This window comes from Blastocatellia bacterium, from assembly GCA_035275065.1.
In the GTDB taxonomy this organism is placed as follows: domain Bacteria; phylum Acidobacteriota; class Blastocatellia; order UBA7656; family UBA7656; genus DATENM01.
On sequence record DATENM010000158.1, the window covers coordinates 117,078 to 135,155 of the forward strand.

General features: G+C 60.7%; 17 protein-coding genes. 11 read left to right on the top strand and 6 right to left on the bottom strand.

From position 1 onward, the window contains the following. Nucleotides 1-13: 13 nt before the first annotated feature. Nucleotides 14-187: a hypothetical protein gene (locus tag VJ464_29885; GenBank protein HKQ09371.1), complete on the bottom strand. Its 174-nt coding sequence runs from the start codon at nucleotides 185-187 to the stop codon at nucleotides 14-16. Then, nucleotides 187-669: a DUF6677 family protein gene (locus tag VJ464_29890; GenBank protein HKQ09372.1), complete on the bottom strand. Its 483-nt coding sequence runs from the start codon at nucleotides 667-669 to the stop codon at nucleotides 187-189. The genes VJ464_29885 and VJ464_29890 overlap by 1 nt, the downstream gene beginning before the upstream one ends. Before the next feature lie 241 nt (nucleotides 670-910). On the opposite strand from VJ464_29890, the gene VJ464_29895 reads away from it, so the two are divergent. The 4 genes from VJ464_29895 (at nucleotide 911) to VJ464_29910 (ending at nucleotide 4,453) form a co-directional block, all read left to right on the top strand. Continuing rightward, nucleotides 911-1,183: a hypothetical protein gene (locus VJ464_29895; GenBank protein HKQ09373.1), complete on the top strand. Its 273-nt coding sequence runs from the start codon at nucleotides 911-913 to the stop codon at nucleotides 1,181-1,183. Nucleotides 1,184-1,207: 24 nt separating this feature from the next. Continuing rightward, nucleotides 1,208-2,023 (top strand): HEAT repeat domain-containing protein, encoded by an 816-nt coding sequence (locus VJ464_29900; GenBank protein HKQ09374.1) that lies wholly within the window; start codon nucleotides 1,208-1,210, stop codon nucleotides 2,021-2,023. Between the two features lie 283 nt (nucleotides 2,024-2,306). Continuing rightward, on the top strand, nucleotides 2,307-3,737 hold the full coding sequence (locus VJ464_29905) for a hypothetical protein (protein HKQ09375.1): 1,431 nt from the start codon (nucleotides 2,307-2,309) through the stop codon (nucleotides 3,735-3,737). Then, nucleotides 3,734-4,453: a hypothetical protein gene (locus tag VJ464_29910; protein ID HKQ09376.1), complete on the top strand. Its 720-nt coding sequence runs from the start codon at nucleotides 3,734-3,736 to the stop codon at nucleotides 4,451-4,453. Before VJ464_29905 ends, VJ464_29910 begins: the two co-directional genes overlap by 4 nt. Here VJ464_29910 and polX read toward each other — a convergent pair. Continuing rightward, nucleotides 4,450-6,273 (bottom strand): DNA polymerase/3'-5' exonuclease PolX, encoded by a 1,824-nt coding sequence (gene polX, locus VJ464_29915; GenBank protein ID HKQ09377.1) that lies wholly within the window; start codon nucleotides 6,271-6,273, stop codon nucleotides 4,450-4,452. The genes VJ464_29910 and polX overlap by 4 nt on opposite strands. A gap of 169 nt (nucleotides 6,274-6,442) precedes the next feature. Between polX and VJ464_29920 the strand changes: the two genes are divergently transcribed. Next, nucleotides 6,443-8,320 carry a tetratricopeptide repeat protein gene (locus tag VJ464_29920; protein HKQ09378.1) on the top strand — a complete coding sequence of 626 codons (1,878 nt, stop codon included), beginning with the start codon at nucleotides 6,443-6,445 and terminating at the stop codon, nucleotides 8,318-8,320. A 20-nt stretch (nucleotides 8,321-8,340) separates the two neighbouring features. Here VJ464_29920 and VJ464_29925 read toward each other — a convergent pair whose 3' ends face one another. Beyond that, nucleotides 8,341-10,734, bottom strand: coding sequence for a UvrD-helicase domain-containing protein (locus VJ464_29925; GenBank protein ID HKQ09379.1), 2,394 nt, complete (start codon nucleotides 10,732-10,734; stop codon nucleotides 8,341-8,343). A gap of 95 nt (nucleotides 10,735-10,829) precedes the next feature. Further along, the gene (locus VJ464_29930; protein HKQ09380.1) at nucleotides 10,830-11,387 is read right to left on the bottom strand and encodes a hydrolase; all 558 of its coding nucleotides are present in this window, start codon (nucleotides 11,385-11,387) and stop codon (nucleotides 10,830-10,832) included. 154 nt (nucleotides 11,388-11,541) lie between these two features. Between VJ464_29930 and VJ464_29935 the strand changes: the two genes are divergently transcribed. Further along, nucleotides 11,542-12,120 (top strand): sulfotransferase, encoded by a 579-nt coding sequence (locus VJ464_29935; protein ID HKQ09381.1) that lies wholly within the window; start codon nucleotides 11,542-11,544, stop codon nucleotides 12,118-12,120. 1 nt (nucleotide 12,121) lies between these two features. On the opposite strand, the gene VJ464_29940 is transcribed toward VJ464_29935, so the two are convergent. After that, entirely contained in the window at nucleotides 12,122-12,931 is an 810-nt protein-coding gene (locus VJ464_29940; GenBank protein ID HKQ09382.1) for an alpha/beta hydrolase, read from the bottom strand. Nucleotides 12,932-13,027: 96 nt separating this feature from the next. Between VJ464_29940 and VJ464_29945 the strand changes: the two genes are divergently transcribed. From VJ464_29945 to VJ464_29965, 5 genes are all read left to right on the top strand, one after another. Beyond that, nucleotides 13,028-13,801, top strand: a complete 774-nt coding sequence (locus VJ464_29945; protein HKQ09383.1) for a uracil-DNA glycosylase — start codon at nucleotides 13,028-13,030, stop codon at nucleotides 13,799-13,801. A 183-nt stretch (nucleotides 13,802-13,984) separates the two neighbouring features. After that, the gene (locus VJ464_29950; protein ID HKQ09384.1) at nucleotides 13,985-14,638 is read left to right on the top strand and encodes a hypothetical protein; all 654 of its coding nucleotides are present in this window, start codon (nucleotides 13,985-13,987) and stop codon (nucleotides 14,636-14,638) included. 98 nt (nucleotides 14,639-14,736) lie between these two features. Then, the gene (locus VJ464_29955; GenBank protein ID HKQ09385.1) at nucleotides 14,737-15,936 is read left to right on the top strand and encodes a thiamine pyrophosphate-dependent dehydrogenase E1 component subunit alpha; all 1,200 of its coding nucleotides are present in this window, start codon (nucleotides 14,737-14,739) and stop codon (nucleotides 15,934-15,936) included. Nucleotides 15,937-16,021: 85 nt separating this feature from the next. Then, on the top strand, nucleotides 16,022-16,798 hold the full coding sequence (locus VJ464_29960) for a hypothetical protein (GenBank protein ID HKQ09386.1): 777 nt from the start codon (nucleotides 16,022-16,024) through the stop codon (nucleotides 16,796-16,798). A gap of 35 nt (nucleotides 16,799-16,833) precedes the next feature. Beyond that, complete coding sequence (locus VJ464_29965; protein HKQ09387.1) at nucleotides 16,834-18,015, top strand: thiolase family protein; 1,182 nt, start codon at nucleotides 16,834-16,836, stop codon at nucleotides 18,013-18,015. Nucleotides 18,016-18,078: the final 63 nt, after the last annotated feature.

The following is an 18,078-nucleotide window of genomic DNA, read 5'->3' on the forward strand; positions in this document are numbered from 1 at the left end:
TACAGAATTCGTTTTACCAGGGGATCGGAAACAAAACCCACGATAGCAGCAGGCCAATGCCTAAGAAGGCGCCGAACATCTTGAGGCCGTGGCGCAGGCGCAACGCGGTCGTCTCTGTGCGCGGGTCAATCGTCGCCAGCACCGTCGCCGCGATGGCCGCATAAAGGATCATCATCAGCACGTGCATTAGCGCTTCCTCCCCGCCCCGATGTCGAAGGCATCGTGGACAACCAGATAGTTCAACAAGCCGGCCAGGAACATGAAGGCGTTGCCATATTCGTAGGTCGAGGCCCACGGCTGCGGGTTCGTCCCCACGCCGATGGCGTAGGGCACGATGTAACACAGGCCGGCGCCGACCTGTGAGAAAAACCAGAGTACGCTGATGAGGTCGAAGCGGACCCAGGCATCGGGCGAATCGGCAGGCCCAGGCCAGAACAAGCGCCCGTGCAGCGCCAGCCCCAGCGCAAAGGCTCCGACGATGGTGACGAAAAAGAGCGCCGCGCGCCCGACTTTTCCCAATAACAGGTGGCCCGCGCCCGGCACGAGCCAGGCGGCGATGACTGCTACGATGCGGCGTGGCAGCGGGTAGGGTTTGAGCTCCGGCTCAGCGGCGACGCGGGCTCGGAAATGCGCCGCCAGGTCATCTGAAAGATCGTCTCTGGTTTGCAAGCTATGCTCCTTCGCAAGCTGGTCGTGATTAAAAATTCTATGGGCCGTTGGCGACGCGTGTCAACCGAAATGCTTGATTTGACGAGGGGCATGGGCTATGATCTGCACAGCCCAGATCATCAAGGTAGGCCGAAAACGCGATATGAGAAATCTCGTGGGCTATGGACCACGACCAACTGAAGAGAATCCCGAAGCGGGCTGACCGCCGCGGTCTCCCGCCGTCGCCGGAAGGGGGTGCACGATGGGAGATCGGATCACCAATCGCCAGGTACTCAAGCGCAAAGCCGAAACACTCACCGATACGGAAATCTCCGAAGTCCTCGACTACATCAACATCATGGAGTCTTTGCGCGAGCAGGCAGGCAAGCCCGACCTGTTCGACGACGAGCTGATGAACATGCTGGCCGATGCCCTGGAGAACCGGCGCGCTCGTGTGGTTTCCGAATGGGATCGCGTCCGGCGTAAAGCCGATCACCGCGCCCTCATAATCGCCACGGCGCGCAAACCCAACTAGCCCGCCACCGGAGGAAAGCATCCGTTGCGGCATCGTTCCTCGCTCATCGGCATCGTCATAATCTTCGTCTTGCTGACCGCCACTTGCCCCCAGCAAGCGGGCGCTTTGGCATTCTCGCAATCCTCTTCGACTTCAAACCCACAGGCGGCGCAACAACTGGGCGAGGCGAGGCGCGCAGAGATTGCCGGGTACACCACGAGCTTGCAATCCGCAGACGAAGAAGAGCGCCGCAACGCCGTCTTGATGCTCGGCGCGATGCGCGACCCGGCAACCCTCACCGCGTTGCGTGCGGCGCTAAAGGATTCGGCAGAGCGCGTGCGCGCGGCGGCGCTGGCCGGGCTTGGCAATCTCAACGATCCCACGCTTGCCCCGGTCATTGCGATTTATCTCACACAAGACAAACGGGCCTTCGTGCGTAAGACGGCGGCCTACGCGCTCGGTCAGGTCGGCGGAAGCGATGCGACGGCGGCGCTGATCGTCGGGCTGCGCGATAAAGACATGGAAGTGCGCGGTGCGGCGGCGGTGGCGCTATCGAACACGCCCGACGCCTCGGCCATCGAGCCGCTTACCCGTGCGCTCAACGACAAGTCGCCATTTGTGCGCGCCCACGCCGCCGCGGCGCTCGGCGTAAACGGACGGGCCGCCGCGTCAGCCGTCCCTGCTCTCGTCCGGGCGCTAGCCAAAGACGATGACCACGAGGCCCGCCGTCAGGCGGCGACCGCGCTTGGCCGCATCGGTGAGCCATCGGCGCGGCCTGCACTCGAACGCGCCGCCCATTCCAGCGATCCCTACCTAAGTGAAGTCGCCCGCGAAGCCATCAACCTAATCAGTAGGCAGTAGGCAGACAGCAGGAGGTAGGAAGCAGGAGGCAGGAGGCAGGAGGCAGGAAGCAGTAAAAACCGGCTGGCGATATTCAAAGGCAGCAAGCGTGAGTCATCGCTAAACACTTGCTGCCTTTTTCCTGACTGTCTCCTGCTTCCTGCTTCCTGCCTCCTGCCTCCTGCCTTCTGCCTCCTGCCTTCTGTTGTCTGCACTCATTGACGCATCTCGAAGCCGGGGCATAAAATTCTGACTTACAGAATAAGGCTGTGGGCTTCGTTGACAATGAACAAGGGAGGGCGTTATGTCATCCGCTTCGCCGACCGTTGCTGATCAAACGGCGCTAAAGCGCGCCGAACAACTCAAGCACGAGCTACTCGACTTCGCCACACGCGGGCCGCTCAAAGACGAGTATGAGCACCAGTACAAGCTGCTGTTTGAGCTGTCTGCCGATGTTGATGAGCGCGACTCGGAAACCATGCGCGACTGGTTCCTTTACGACTGGTTTGACGAGAACGGCGAAGGCGTCATTCATCGCTTCCTCGACGCCCGTGATGATCTCGGCCCGCAGGATCAAGACGTTCTCGCCGACTGGACGGATTCACTCAACAGCGTCTTTGAGATTCGCGGGTTGAGCAAGAACGCGCTACGCTTGACTGAGCTGGACAGCGGCGACGATGTGGCCGTGATTACAATGACACCGCTCAAAGAGACGCCCTTCAAGCGCGGCCAGTTCATTGCCGCACGACTGTTGCCGCTCGGCGAACAGTTCATCTTTTCAGGCGTGCAGTTCATTCTTCCCGACCGTGAAGCGGCGATGGAGGCGCTCGAAGTGCGCCACGCCCTCGAAGTGCTCGATTCACCTGAGGCTTTCGAGAACGCTCAACGCGAGCAATGCAGCGCGTTCTGCGAGTTGTTCGGCTGCGAAGAAATGACCGTTCCCTCAAGAGATTTGCAGCCGACGCTTCAGAAATTCCAGCAATATATCTTCGCCGAGCGGCGTGACCCGGAAAGCGGCAAGACCGCCGCCGAACGGTTCAAAGAGGAGTTTGGCCGCGAGTTGCGGATGCCGGAGATGCCGCCGCTGCCCGATGTTCTCGCCGATGCCGGCGACGTGACCATACTTTGCGATGAGTTCGACGGCATCGTCCTGCTCCCGGATTACGCCCGTTTCCGCCGCATCTTTGCAACGCCCAAACCCGACAAGACCGTGCCCGACTGGCAGGAGTTGTTGTGGCGCTACATCAAAGACCCTGACCTGCCTATCGTTGCCTTCGAGCGGGTCGCCGAAGAGAATCCGCGCCGGCTCGAATCGGTCATCCGACGGCTGACGGGCAAGCGGCAATTCTCGCTTGAGCACCTCTATGCCCTGCTGATTCATTACAAGGAGCCTTCGGAAGAATTCGACGACCTTGAAGACGACCAGCGGCTCTGGGATTTGTTCGACGGCAACGGCAGCGCGATTGCAACCGAATCGAAACCCAAGGCTCGCTCACGCAAAACCTCGGCCGGCAAGCGGCCGGCGACGAAAGCGGAAAGTAAACCCGCTGCCAAGCAAGTCACAAGCAAGAAAGCCGCTGCCAAAAAATCATCTTCCAGGGCGCCGGCACGCGAGGCCGCCAGGAAGACCGCTTCAGTAAAAGGCCGCGCCGGCAGCGTCAAGAAAACCTCTGCCCGCGCCGCCAAGAAGAGTGCGAGCAAGGGCGCAAAGAAGGCCGCGACGAAGAAGCGATGACGCTCGCAGAAGCAACCGCGCAATGGCTTGAAGCAATGGCGCGTGACGATTCGGTTTCGCAGGAGTGCGACGAATCGCGCGCGCTTTCGCTTTCATGGCTGGTCGAGTACGCCGGGCCTCGGCTGTCGCTTGCAGAGCTCACCCCGGCGCGGGTGCGGGATTTTCTCGGACGCTGGTTCATCGACCACGCCAGCATCCCTGCACGGCGCTCGCGCGACGCTTCAGAGATGTCCGATGTGACTGAGGTCGCCGCGCTGGCGAACACACTGGCGGCCTTTACCGCTTGGGCGGCGAGGGTCGGGCTCCATTCGCCGGACGACTGTCGGGCAATCATTGAGGAGTTGCGCGAGCGAGTGCCAAGGGCACTGGCAATCAGCTCACGCTTGTCTGAGCGATTGGCCGACCGTCGCGGCGCGTTTGGCTTTCCGGAATTTCTCACCTCGTTTGAAGCCGGCGGTCATAGCCAATATGACCTGGATGAGCCGGGGGAAAGCGGTTGTCTGGAAGGCTACTTTCGCATCCTGCGGGTCGAAGGTTGCCGGGTCGAAGCGGAAGACATGCTCACGGAAATGCGTGTCTGGCCGATTCTCTTCCCCGCCGACGTCGCGGCGCAGCTCGAACCGAATTACATCATCAATCTGGAATTGCTTCGCACCGGAGAAACCTGGCAGATCGCCGCCTGCGGCTTCGCCTACCCGCCAAACACCGAGGTTTAGTTTTTCCGTGCGCGCTTCTTGCGCTCTAACTCGGCGAGCAGCTTTGACAGAGGCAAGGTGTTCAACACATCGTCTTTCGTCAGCCAGGCACGCCGCGCCGTGGCGATGCCGTAGCGCATCGCCTCAAAGCCGCGCGTCTGGTGCGCGTCGGTGCTGATAACGAAACCGACGCCGGCCTGCCGCGCGACGCGGAGCCAGTAGCTGTTCAAGTCCAGACGGTAAGGGCTGGAATTCAGCTCTAGCCTGACGTTGTGTTTCTTGGCGGCGGCGAACACTTGCTCCAGGTCAATCTCATAGCCGGGCCGCTCGCCGAGTATGCGCCCTGTCGGGTGCGCGAAGACGTTCGGATAGCCTGTCTCCATGGCGCGGACGACGCGCTCGGTGATCTGCTCTTTGGTCTGCTGAAATCCGGCGTGGATCGATATGACGATCCAGTCGAGCCGATCCAGCACCTCGAACGGCATGTCGAGCGAGCCGTCTGAAAGAATGTCCACCTCTGCGCCTTTCAGGACGCGAATGTCGTCATACTCGCGCGCCGCCGCATCAATCTCTTCGATCTCTTTCAACAGCTCGGCGGGCGTGTTTCCATTAGCGATTGTGGTTGATTGGGTGTGGTCTGTAATGGCGATGTACTGGTAACCACGCCGGCGCGCCGCTTCGACCATCTCGCGGATCGAATTCTGCCCATCCGACCACGTTGTGTGCATGTGAAAGTCACCGCGCATGTCTTCGATCCCGATCAGCTCAGGCAAACGATGGTCGCGCGCGGCGGCGACCTCGCCGAGCCCTTCGCGAAGCTCCGGCGCGATCATCTCAAGCCCGAGGGCGCTATAGAATTCTTCTTCGTTATGAGGTGCTAATGGGTTCTGACTGTCCGCGTCTTTCGTTTTGCGCCTGCGCCCGCCGGAAGCCGCAGCCCCAGCCAGTCGAAACCCTTTGAAGCTGTAGCCGCGCGCCTGGGCTTCGGCTTCGAGATCGCGCAGGTGTTCGACTGAACCGGTCGTGCGTACCATCGCTGCCGCGAAATTGGCTTCCGAAGCCAGATGCAAGGTGACGGCGACACCCTTCTTCGTCACCGCCTCGACACGGTCGGTGCGTTGCGCCTTGATCTCTGTGAACTGCGACAGCTTGCCGAACGCCTGCGACACTCCCCTGGCTTCGCTGGTGGCAAGGATTTCGACGTGATCCACCATTTCGCAGCCGCGGCGGATCTGGCCGACGACTTCCACGCGTGACGGGCTCCCGCCGTTGACGTTCCGCAATTGCTCAAGGATGGCTCCGGCAAGCTCTGTCGCCTCATTCAAGCGTATTTTGCCGCGCTCGCTTTCAAGCCGCGCTAGCGATGCCTGAATCCGCTTGACCGTCTTGTCGCCGAGACCGGGAACCGATTCGAGGCCGCCGCCGTCGGCAAATGCTTTCAACTCGTCCAGACTCTTGATGCCGAAATCCTGATAGAGCAACTGCGAAGTCTTCAGGCCGATGCCGGAAACGCGGCGCAGCTCCAGCACCGATTCGGGAATCTCTTCCTTCAGCCCCTCGAAAAACGACGAGGTGCCGGTCTCGATGATTTCGATGATTTGCGTGCTGAGCGATTTGCCGATGCCGGGAAGCTCCTGCAAGGCCGCCGCGCCGCGCGCCGCAATTTCGGCGACCGGCTGTTGCATCTCAGCGATGCTCTCGGCGGCGACGCGGTACGAACGCAGCTTGAAAGGATTCTCGTCCTTGAACTCCAGCAGGTCGGCAATGCGCTCCAGCACGCCGGCCACATCGCGGTTGTCTATCACCAGCTTGCCGTCGTAAGCGGCATCGGTTGCTTTCATAAGATTAAGCTAACGCCGGGCCGGTCGCCGGTCAATGAAATGTTCCCCGTTGACTTTGCCGGCGCGACTACGAGACAATTTAATTTCGCATAAACCCTGGCGACACCGCATTCGAGTAGCGCCGTTAAGATGATCTCTTAAACCCTCTTTGTTTGTCCTGGAGTAGAATATGAAGTCGAAACGTATCAGAGTTGCGCTTATCGCGCTTGCTGCCTTCATTCTTTTGAACGCCTCGCCGGCGTTGGCCAAAGACAAATGGATTCAACTGACGACGAAGAACCTCAACGTGGTCAGCAACGCCAGCGAAGATGACACCCGCCAGATCGCGCTGAAGATCGAGCAGTTCCATTTTATCTTCACCAAGTTATTCGGCATCAACACCGACAGCTTCCTGCCGGTCACCGTGATCGTCTTCAAGAGCGATGCGTCTTTCAAGCCGTTCAAGCCGCTTTACAACGGCAAGCCCTCGAACATCGCCGGCTACTTCCAGCCGAGCCCGGACGAAAACCTCATCGCACTGACCGCCAGCGATTACGGCGAAGAGCATCCGCTGGCGGCCATCTTTCACGAATACACGCACCTGCTCAACAGCTACACGCCACGCCAGTGGCCGATCTGGTTGAAAGAAGGGCTGGCCGAGCTTTATTCGACTTTTGACGTGAAGAAGAAAGACGTGACGCTTGGCATGCCGATCTCGAACCACGTCAGGCTGCTGCGCGAGAACAAGTTTATTCCGCTGTCGGAGCTTTTCACCGTCGCCCACGATTCGCCGACCTATAACGAGCGTAACAAGCAAAGCATCTTTTACGCCGAGTCATGGGCGCTCATGCATTATTTGATGTACGGCAACCATGCGGCGCGGCGGGAGCAGCTGATTAATTTCGTGCGGCTCATCAGCCAGGGCATGGAGGCCGAGCCGGCATTCAAACAGGCGTTCCAGACCGACACGGCAACGATGGAAAAGGAGTTGCGCCGTTACATCGGCAACGACAGCTATCCCGGCATGGTTTACACGCTGAATGCGGTCGAGGGCGAAAAAGAGATCGCGGCGCGCCCGCTCAGCGACGCCGAAGTGCAGTTTTATCTCGGCAACCTGTTGATGCGTACCCACCGCCTCGACGAGGCGGAGCCCTACTTCAAGCAAGCCATCGCGCTCGACCCGAACCTGGCGCGGCCTTATGAAGGGATGGGATTTGTCGAGATGCGCCGCAACCATTTCGACAAAGCCATGGATTACTTTAAGCAGGCGGCGACGCGCGACTCGAAAAACTTCTTTGCTCATTACTACTACGCCGAAGCCTTGCAGCACGAAACGCGAGGAGCCATTGGCGCTGACACCGCGACGACGATGATGAATGAGCTGCGCACCGCAATCAAGCTGCGCCCACAGTTCGCCGACTCTTATTACTTGCTCGCCTTCGTCATCCAGGCGGCAAACGGCGACTTGAAAGAGGGATTGACGGCCATGCAGACCGCTCTGCGATTAGCGCCGCAGAACAAACATTACTGGCTCGGGCTGGCGCAGATACAGATGCGCATGAATGACTTTGCGGCGGCGAAAAAGACGCTCGCGCCGTTGCTGGCCGACGATAGCGAGCCGGGGTTGAAAACCTCTGCCCAATCGCTGATGCAATACATCGACTATCAAATGCAACCGCGCCGCGAACCGCACATCACGGAAAGACGAATCGAATCGCCCGCGCCCGCTCCCGCAAGTGAGACGAGCGAAACGGCGCCGCGCCCGCCGCAACAAGTTACCGGACGCCCGACGCTCACCATCGAAGGCACGAAGGTCGTGCGCGGCGTGCTGACACAGGTTGAATGCGCGAACGGAAAGATGCGAATTCTGCTCAACACCGCCGACAGCCTGCTGCGCTTCGACGTGACCGATATACAGAAGCTTCAGTACTACAGCCAGGACCCGAGCTTTGAAGGCAGTGTCGGTTGCGGGAAGGTGATGCACGTGGCTTACGTTTACTACAAGCCGTTGCCGGGCAATCAAGCACGTTTCGCCGGCGACGCGGTGGCCGTTGAGTTCGCGAAGTAGCGAAAGGCCGGTTCAGGAAATCAAAGCTTTTCGAGGGCGGCGAACCGGGCTACGAACTTTTTCAGTCCGTAGCCCGGAAAGCTCACGGTCAGCTTGGCGTCATCGCCCGCGCCTTCCGAACGCAGCACGACGCCCGTCCCGTACTTCGCATGCTTGACGCGTGCGCCGACGCGGAACTGGCCTTCAGATGTCGTCCCTTTTGTCTGTTGGCGGCTGCCTGTTCCACTCGGCCCGGTTCCCTGCCCTCGGCTCTCGCCTGCCGTTTCGTCGGTTCGGCGCTTGAAGAAATCGCGCACGCTGTCGGCAGAGTTATAAGTCTTACCCGTGTAATTCGACGTCTTCTTAACCGGCGGCTGCGATTCGCCGCGCAAGGCCGAAGCCGCCTGGCGATTCTGCTGCGTTTCGGGCCGCGCCGCAAAGCCGAGCCACGATGGCCCGAACGACATATCCTGTAACAACTCCAAAGGTATCTCGTTTAAGAAGCGCGAAGGCTCTGCCGGCAGCTCTTCGCCCCAGGTGCGCCGCTTCATGGCGTGCGTGATGTAGAGGTAACGCTGCGCCCGCGTGATGGCGACATAAGCGAGCCGTCGCTCCTCTTCCATTTCCTCCTCGCTCTGAAAGGTGCGCGAGTGTGGGAACAATCCCTCTTCCAGGCCGACCATGAAGACCACAGGGAATTCCAGGCCCTTTGCCGCGTGAATCGTCATCAGGGTGACGCGCGCGTCGGCTTTGTACTGGTCAGTGTCACTCACGAGCGCGGCGTGATCGATGAAGTCGCGCAGCGTTTCTTTATGCTCTTCGGCTTCGACGGCGGCGGTAACCAGTTCTTCAATGTTGAACAGGCGGGTTTCGGATTCTTCGGTCTTGTCTTCCTGTAACCACTTGACGTAGCCGCTGTCGAGCGTCGCCGCCTTGACCACCTCCGACACGGGCTCGTTGCGCGCCACCTTGTCACCAAGCGCATTGATGACTTGTCGGAACGATTCGAGCGCCGTGGTGGCGCGCGGGCCAAGCGAGCGATTCTCTATCGCCACGCCAATCGTCTCCCAGAGCGACACGTCGAGGTCCTTCTGCTGCCGGGCGAGGGTGTCGAGAGTCGTTTTGCCGATGCCGCGCGGCGGCGTGTTGATGATCCGCCCCAGCGCGACATCATCGGTCGGGTTCAACGCCAGCTTCAGGTAAGCGATGGTGTCTTTCACTTCGGCGCGCTCGTAGAACGAAAAGCCGCCGACGATGTTATAAGCGACGCCGCGACGGCGCAGCGATTCTTCAAACAGGCGCGACTGCGAGTTGGTGCGGTAGAGCACGGCGCAGCGCGTCTGCGGCTCGCGGCGCAGGTGCTCTTGAATCTTTTCGGCGACAAACGACGCCTCGCCGTCGCCATCATAGGACTGGTAATAGCGAATCTTGTCGCCCTCGCCGACTTCTGTGAAGAGGTTCTTCGGCAGCCGCTGCGTGTTCTTGGCAATGACTTTGTTGGCGGCTTCGAGAATGGTTTGCGTCGAGCGATAGTTCTGCTCCAGCTTGATGATCTTCGTCCCGGTGAAGTCATGCTGAAAGTTCAAAATGATATTGTAATCTGAACCGCGAAAGGCATAGATCGACTGATCGAGGTCTCCCACCACGCAGAGGCTGCGGTTCTGCCAGAAGGCGTCTCCCGAGTTGGCGCGCTCGAGTTTCGTTGAGCCGACGGCGATCAAGCGCGCCAGCTCGTACTGGATGCCGTTGGTATCCTGAAACTCATCAATCAGGACATGGCGGTATCGTTCGTGATAATTCGCCCGCACCTCCTCGACCTGTCGCAACAGGACGACCGCCTTGATCAGCAGATCGTCGAAGTCCAGGGCATTCGACTGCTGCAAGCGCGCCTCGTAAACTTTGTAAATCTGCGCGATCTTCTCCGTGCGGTCATTAGCGAATTCAGCCTGGTTCGCATAGGCCGCCGGCGTAATCCCGCGGTTCTTTGCCCAGCTAACCGCTGAGAGCGCCGAGCGCGCCGTCACGGTTTTGTCGTCAATCCCATAATCCTTCATGATGCCGCGCACGACGCGCGCCTGGTCGTCCGTGTCATAGATCGTGAAGTTGCGAGTGTAGCCCGCCTGCATACGCTCGATGTCGCGCCTGAGGATGCGAACGCACAGCGAATGGAAGGTCGAAATCAGCGGTGCCGACGTTCGCTTGCCCGGCGGCAGCATGGTTTCGACGCGCGCTTTCATTTCTCCCGCCGCTTTATTCGTGAAGGTCACGGCGAGAACTTGCCAGGGCTGCACGCCGGCGCTTTCGATCAGGTAAGCGATGCGATAGGTGATGACGCGGGTTTTGCCGGAGCCGGCCCCGGCCAGAATCAGCAGCGGCCCGTTAACCGCTTCGACCGCTTCGCGCTGCCCCGGGTTGAGTTGATTGAGAAAAGACATAAGTGATGAGGAAGTCAGGAGTCAGAAGTCAGAATAGAATCCGGAGGCGCGCGGCGCTGGCTTTCCGGTTCATTCTGACTCCTGACTCCTGACCACTACTTAATCAGACTCTGCACGGCTTTGAACTGTGGCGAATCGGCGGTGCGCATCAACTCGAAAAGCGTCATTTCAAGGTTCGAAGGGATCGCCCCGGCTTGCGTCAAACGCGCCAACGCAACCTCTTTGCTTTCACGCTTGCGCGAGGTGATGCAATCAACCAGCAGGAAGACTTCGTAATCGCTCGTCAGCAGATCAAGCACCGTCTGGGTGACACAGATGTGCGCTTCGATGCCACAGATGATGACCTGTTTGATTTGCTGTTGGGCAAGCTGCCCCTGAAACGACGAGGCATCACAACTGCTGAAGCAGAGCTTTTCAATCGCCTGCGAGGTCGCCGGAAGGTGCGGAAGAATCTCTTCCGCCGTGTGCTTCAACCCCTTCGGATACTGCTCGGTGACGATGACCGGGACTTCGAGCAGGCGCGCACCTTGAACGGCTTTGCCGATGCGCGCGGCGACTTCCGCGAAGTCAGGGATGACGGCGCGAAAGGCTTCCTGCATATCAATGACCGCCAGCGCGGCGCGCTCACGCGATAGTTTGCTGATTGCTTTCATAACGGTTCCCGTCCATTCAAGGATGACTATAGCAGCCGCCGCATGACGCGGACAACCTCGGCCCGTCCAGCGCCCACATCGCAAGGCGGTTCAGCGCCGGCGATTGACAGGCGCTCGCCGTGAGTGCAAAACTTGCTGCTCAATTTTTTAGATTATGACAACTCAAAACGAATCCGTAATCATTGTTTCAGGGCTGCCGCGCTCTGGCACGTCGATGATGATGAGCATGCTGGTCGCCGGCGGCATCGCGGCAATGACCGACGCCATCCGCACCGCTGACGAGGATAACCCCAAAGGCTATTTCGAGCTGGAAAAGGTCAAAGAGCTGGCCAGGGATAAGAGTTGGTTGAGCGACGCCGGGGGCCGAGCGGTCAAGATCATCTCGGCGCTGCTCAAGCACCTGCCGAGTGAGCATCGCTACAAGATCATTTTCATGCGCCGGCATATGCGGGAGATTCTCGCTTCTCAACGGCAGATGCTTGTCCGGCGCGGCGAACCGACCGACACCGTCAGCGACGAGCGTATGGCAGAGATGTTTCGTAAGCACCTGGCCGAGGTCGAAGCATGGCTTGCCAGACAGGCGAACATCGAAGTGATCTATGTGAACTATAACCAGATGCTCGAAGCGCCCGCCCAACCCATTACAGCGATCAATGACTTTCTCGGCGGCCAGCTCAATACCGCAGCGATGACGGCGGTTGTTGATAGGACACTGCACCGCCAGCGGGCGTGACTCATCGATGTGCGGCGGCTCGCAGAAATTCGCCGGCGACGCGATTCACTTCCGCAGCGGCGGACGATTGACTGTGAGGCGAGTGGCCGGCGTTGCCGATGATGGCCATTTGCGCGCCGGGTAGCTGACGGCGCACAGTCTCCAACTCGCCGGGCTCGGTTCGCGGGTCGCTGTCGCCGTGAATGAACAACGTCGGCACGCGCAATTCCCCCAGGCGTCCGTCATAAAGGTCATGCGCCGCATCACCACTCTCCTCGGCAAGCCGCAGCCATGCCGTGCCGTTCATCAGTATCAGCTCGCGCCAGTAATCCGTGCCATGATCGCGGCGCAGCGCCTCGGTGACGCGCTCGCCCAAGCCTTCGGGATTCCGCGCCATCGTTTCAAAGAACTGACGCGAGCCCGGCTTGACGCGTAGCAGGTGAAACGCTTCGAGGATCACACCCGCTACACGCTCAGGCGTCTGCAATCCCATCAACGCCGCGATCACCGCGCCGTCGCTATGGCCCCAGAGGACCGGCCGCTCGATATTCAGGGCGTCGAGCCAGCGCGTCATCTCGATGGCGGCGCGGCGATGAAAGTCCACTGGCAAGGCAGCAAGACGCGGCGATTGGCCATAACCGCTGCGGTCGGGAATCAGGATGCGATAGGCGTCGCCGAAGGCTTGAATCTGCGAATCGAAGGGATAGACTTCGTAGCCCCAGCCGCCATGAAGAAAGATGAGCGGGTAGCCGCTGCCGGCTTCGCGGTAATGAATCGTCACCGGCCTCTGGCCGGGAACGAGCGGGGATTCGGCAATCTTCGTGAAAGGCACGCGCGCTCCCTCCGTGGTGTGATGTCGCCGTTTGGCAGGCGAGTCTGCTATGGTATTCTTTGCGCTCAAGAGCGTCAACGCTCGACTCCTAAGGACATGAAGCGAGAACCAGCGAACACTCAAACAGGCGACCCTGACAATTCACAGCTCGCCGCATTGCAAGAAGAGGTCATCCGTTGTGTGCGCTGTCCGCGCCTGGTCGCCTGGCGCGAGCAGGTGGCGCGCGAGAAGGTCAGGCGCTTTGCTCATGAAGAATACTGGGGCCGCCCGGTGCCGAGTCTTGGCGAGGCCGATGCACGGCTGCTGATCGTCGGCCTTGCGCCCGCCGCGCATGGCGGCAACCGCACGGGGCGCGTCTTTACCGGCGACCGCAGCGGCGATTGGCTGTACCGCGCGATGTACCGCGCAGGCTTCGCCAATCAACCGACTTCGACGCATCGCGGCGATGGGCTTGAGCTGCGTGATTGTTACATCACGGCGGTGATTCATTGTGCGCCGCCGGCCAATAAGCCGCTGCCCGAAGAGATCGCCAACTGCCGGCCTTACTTGCTCGCCGAGCTTGAGCTGTTGAGCAAGGTGGGTGTCGTCGTGGCGCTGGGCCGCGTTGCGTTTGATGCGGCGATTGCGGCAATCGGCCTTGAACCGAGCGATGATACAGCAAGGCGAAAACCGCGACCGCAATTTAAGCATGGAGCCGAAGTCGCGCTCGCAGGCGGCAAGCGATTGATCGCCTCGTTCCATCCGAGCCAGCAGAACACTTTCACCGGCAAGCTGACCGAGCCGATGCTCGATGCGGTTTTCGCGAGAGCGCGCGAGCTGGTGGGTCAACCCGCAGGGCCTATTCATTCTCGAATAACCATGGGGATATAAACCGCCAAGACGCCAAGACCGCCAAGAAAAGCTCTGTGTTCTCTTGGCGTCCTTGGCGTCTTGGCGGTTCAAGTCCGGAGAATGAATAGACCCTGGGTCAACCCGCTGGCGACGCATGACGAGCCGGGCGGCGCGTGTATAATTGATTAATGAGTTTTGCCATCATTTCAAACGGAGACTCACATGGCCAAAGCAGAAAAACCCGCTGAGGATAAGAAGCCCGAAAGCCGTACAAGCAAAAAGCCGGACGAAAGCGCCGCCGCGTCTGACGCGGCTAAGGAAAGCGCGCCGGCCTCAAAGTCGAGCGAAGCTACGGCATCAGAAGCTAAGGCAGCAAAAACTGAAAAGGCGGCAAGCGAGCCTGCCTCCACGCCGGCTGCGGCTGCGCCCGATGCGGCGGCGGCGGCCGGCGGGACGCTTGATGCTTCCCTGTTGCCGGCACAGCGCGGCAGGCTCGGCGTCTTTGGCGGGCCAAAGGATCGCGGCATCAAGCCCGACGACAAGCTGGGGCTGCCGACGGGCAGGCACTTCACTTTCGAGCGCGTCCGCAGTCTCAACCCCAAGGGCTTCTACTGCGCGATGCGCTGGGACTATCACGTCCTCGGCAAGAGCAACGAGGAAGGCAAGCGCTGGTGGGCGAACAAGAAGCTGCTGGTGACAAACCCGGCCAGCGGCGTTGCGGTGGTCGTTCGCGCCGTTGATTACGGGCCGCCGGAGAGCACGGGACTGGCCATCGCCATTTCACCGGGCGCGGCAGAGGCGCTGGGGCTTGCCGTGGGCGACGAAGTCGAAATCAGTTTCGCTGACCCGCGACTTCAGACTGGTATCGTTCAATAAAGATTTGTTCGCTGCTCTCTGACCCTCCCCATTGGTCATAGGTTAGTTATCTAAGGCTGCCAGGGTCAGAGGACAACGGACAACGGACATCTCGCAGAATGATTCGTTATCCCGCATTCGATCCGCCTGAATACGTTAACTGGAAGGCCGACCCGCAACTGGCCGAGCAATTCGCCAGCACTATAGAAGAGAACGCCGAGCGCCGCGCCATCATTAGCCGGCTCGCGGCAGCTCAACTCGTCGCGCTCTATGAAGGGCTGCTGCGCAATCGCCTGCATGACATCGCGCTCAAACGCTGGGTCAAGCAAGGCATCATCTCGAAAGCCTGGCTGGGGACAGGTGAAGAGGCGGCGACCATCGGCCCTGTCCACGCGCTCAACCGCGAGCCCTTCGATGACGGGCTGCCGACAGACCTGGTCGCGCCGATGATTCGCAACGCCGGCGCTTGTCACGAGATGGGCATGGGCCTTGCGGATATGCTGCGTGGTTATCTCGGCACTGCCGATTCTCCGACGCGTGGGCGCGACCTGCACATCGGCGACTTTCAACGCGGTGTGCTGACACCTATCAGCCACGTCGGGGATGTGATGGCGGTTACGAACGGCTTCGCGCTGGCATTCCGACTGCGCCGCCAACCGCGCGTCGCCCTGACCTGGATCGGCGACGGCTCGACCAAGGCCGGCGTCTTCCACGAGAGCATGACCTTTGCTGCCGTCCAGCGTTTACCGCTGATCGTCATTATTCAAGATAACCGGGTGGCGCTCGGCACACGCCTCGATCAACATCACCGCGGCGATTTCCGCGACTGGCCGGCGGCCTATGGCGTCGAGGGTTTCGCCTTCGATGGCAATAACGTGCTGGACGCCTATGCGGCGGTGAAGGTGGCCGCCGACGGCTGCCGCCAGGGGCGCGGCCCGTACTTGCTAATCGCTGAGACCTTTCGCATGGGTGGTCATGCGACGCACGACGAGCGCGAAGCGCGGGCGACTTTCGATGCTCAACTGTTTGAGTCGTGGGGCAAGCGCGATCCGATAGGACTTTTTGAGAATTACTTAATCGAAGGGGCAATCGATCTCACGAGCGGCGAGCGCCGGCGGCCCACACCAGCGATGCGTGAGCGCAATACACAGGTGCTTGCTGAAGCCGAGCAGCGCGTGATGGCTGAGATCGAGCAGGCCGAGAAAAAAGCGCTCGACAGCCGCGCCAATCGCTTGCCGCAACCTGAATCGGCGGCGGAGGGTGTCTATGCCGAAAGCGGCGACGCGATGCTAGAGCGCGCCTCAACGCCAGTCGCATAGCAGTCGGGTGTGGCGCAAGGCGGTTAGCTTGCGCGAGTCGCTGCGCAAGCTAACCGCCTTGCGCCACTCGAACGGAGGCCAGGTCATGCGAAGAGCATGTGTAGTAATCATCATTGCTTTACTGATGGGCGCGGCGGCGGCGGGCCAGAAGCGCAAGAAACCGCGCCCCGCGGCGCGCTCGCGGGCCGCGGCGACGCGCGAGGATACCGCCGCCAACACGCCGCGCGTGGTCGGCTCGCAGGTGGTCATCATTACAAAGAATGACGACCGCATCACCGGCACGCTGGTTGACCTGACGACCTACAGCATACGGATTAAAGCCGACAACCTTGAATCTACGATCTCGCTCGACCGCATTGCCTCGCTGTCGTTCGGCGACGGCGGCAGCGCCAGCCGCCCCGCGCCAGTCAGCGCGCCGCCGAGCGGCGATTTTGCGCGCAGCGCCGCGCCGGTGCTGAAGACCTTTCAATCTATCGCCGAACAGTTGCGCCAGGGCACAGAGTTTAACGAGTACGGCAGAGTGTTGGCCGACTTGCGGCGCAGCGGCGACCAGTTTATCAATCGCTACGGCGCTTCAGAAAATGCCGGCGAAGCGCGTGTCGTCGCGCTGCTATCGGCGGCGCTGACCGATTACACATGGGCGCGAACCATCTGGACGCTGCGCCTCAACCGTTCGGGCGACACGACAGCCTTCGACACCGATGTCCCTGCGCTCACGGACGCGCTGGCGCTTTACCCTGACTTGCGCGCCGCGTCAGCCGTCGGCAACAAGTTCTCGGTGGATAAAGTGGTCTCCGGACTCTGGAAGAAGGCCGCTGACAAAACCGAACGTGCCCGCGCGCTCGCCGGTGAGGCCAGGTAAACGAGCGATCAAACGAGATTGAAAGGTGAGTGAATATGAGTGAGGTTTTCTTTGCCGCATCCGCGCGAACGCCGATTGGCAAATTCGGCGGCACGCTGAAGGATTGGACGGCGGCTGATCTGGCGGTGCCGGTTGTCGAGGAGAGCTTGCGCCGCGCCGGTCTTGCTCCGAATGCGGTTGATGAAGTGATCATCGGCTGCGCACGGCAAGCCGGCGGCGGGCCGAACGTCGCCCGGCAAATCGCTTACCGTGCAGGGATGCCGGAAACGGTTCCCGCTTTCACAGTCAATCAGGCGTGTGGCTCTGGCCTGAAAGCCGTTATCCTGGCCGCTCAAGAAATCATGCTCGGACGCGCCCGCTGCCTTATCGCCGGCGGCACTGAATCCATGAGCCGTGTGCCTTACCTGGCCGAAGGCACGCGCTGGGGGCTGCGCATGGGCAATGCGGCGTTGGTAGATGGGATGTACCGCGACGGATTTCTCGATCCCCTGTCGGGGCAAGTGATGGGCGAGACCGCGGAGACGCTGGCGCGGCAGTATGACATCTCGCGCCGCGAACAAGATGAATATGCGCTGCGCTCGCAGCAGCGCGCCGAGGCGGCGACGAGTGCCGGGCATTTTCAAAACGAAATTGTGCCGTTGGCCATCACCGACCGCAAAGGCAACGGCGTCGCTTTTGCGACCGACGAGCATGCGCGGGCGGGCGCGACGATTGAAGCCATCGCCAAGCTGCCGCCGGTCTTCGCCAAAGACGGCTCGGTGACGGCGGGCAATTCGTCAGGCATCACCGATGGCGCGGCGGCGCTGCTGGTGCTTTCAGGAGCAGCGGTCAAGTCGCACGATGTCCGGCCGCAGGCTCGGCTCGTGGATTACGAGATCGCCGGCGTTGACCCTCGGGTGATGGGCATCGGCCCTGTGCCGGCCATTCGCCGGCTGCTTGAGCGGCGCAAGCTCACACTCGCCGACATCGGCCTCGTCGAGTTGAACGAAGCCTTCGCCGCGCAAGTCCTGGCCTGCGACCGCGAATTACATTTCGATGCCGAGCGGCTGAACGTCAACGGCGGCGCTATCGCGCTCGGTCATCCTATCGGCTGCACGGGGGCGCGCATCCTGACGACCTTGATGCATGAGATGCAACGCCAACAGGTGCAGTACGGGCTGGCGACGCTCTGCATCTCGGGCGGCATGGGCATCGCCCTGCTGGTCGAGCGCGTGTAGCCCGGCACTGCAAAATTCCGGCGCTTTTGTGATATATTGGTGTTCTGGACCAGACCAATGCAT

Bases quoted from the DNA above. Each gene is read 5' to 3' on its own strand.
- VJ464_29895 (HKQ09373.1), top strand. From the start codon at position 911: ATGGGAGATCGGATCACCAATCGCCAGGTACTCAAGCGCAAAGCCGAA.
- VJ464_29950 (HKQ09384.1), top strand. From the start codon at position 13,985: ATGGCCAAAGCAGAAAAACCCGCTGAGGATAAGAAGCCCGAAAGCCGT.
- VJ464_29910 (HKQ09376.1), top strand. From the start codon at position 3,734: ATGACGCTCGCAGAAGCAACCGCGCAATGGCTTGAAGCAATGGCGCGT.
- VJ464_29935 (HKQ09381.1), top strand. From the start codon at position 11,542: ATGACAACTCAAAACGAATCCGTAATCATTGTTTCAGGGCTGCCGCGC.
- VJ464_29955 (HKQ09385.1), top strand. From the start codon at position 14,737: ATGATTCGTTATCCCGCATTCGATCCGCCTGAATACGTTAACTGGAAG.
- VJ464_29885 (HKQ09371.1), bottom strand. From the start codon at position 187: ATGCACGTGCTGATGATGATCCTTTATGCGGCCATCGCGGCGACGGTG.
- VJ464_29945 (HKQ09383.1), top strand. From the start codon at position 13,028: ATGAAGCGAGAACCAGCGAACACTCAAACAGGCGACCCTGACAATTCA.
- VJ464_29905 (HKQ09375.1), top strand. From the start codon at position 2,307: ATGTCATCCGCTTCGCCGACCGTTGCTGATCAAACGGCGCTAAAGCGC.
- VJ464_29920 (HKQ09378.1), top strand. From the start codon at position 6,443: ATGAAGTCGAAACGTATCAGAGTTGCGCTTATCGCGCTTGCTGCCTTC.
- VJ464_29965 (HKQ09387.1), top strand. From the start codon at position 16,834: ATGAGTGAGGTTTTCTTTGCCGCATCCGCGCGAACGCCGATTGGCAAA.
- VJ464_29960 (HKQ09386.1), top strand. From the start codon at position 16,022: ATGCGAAGAGCATGTGTAGTAATCATCATTGCTTTACTGATGGGCGCG.
- polX (HKQ09377.1), bottom strand. From the start codon at position 6,273: ATGAAAGCAACCGATGCCGCTTACGACGGCAAGCTGGTGATAGACAAC.
- VJ464_29930 (HKQ09380.1), bottom strand. From the start codon at position 11,387: ATGAAAGCAATCAGCAAACTATCGCGTGAGCGCGCCGCGCTGGCGGTC.
- VJ464_29925 (HKQ09379.1), bottom strand. From the start codon at position 10,734: ATGTCTTTTCTCAATCAACTCAACCCGGGGCAGCGCGAAGCGGTCGAA.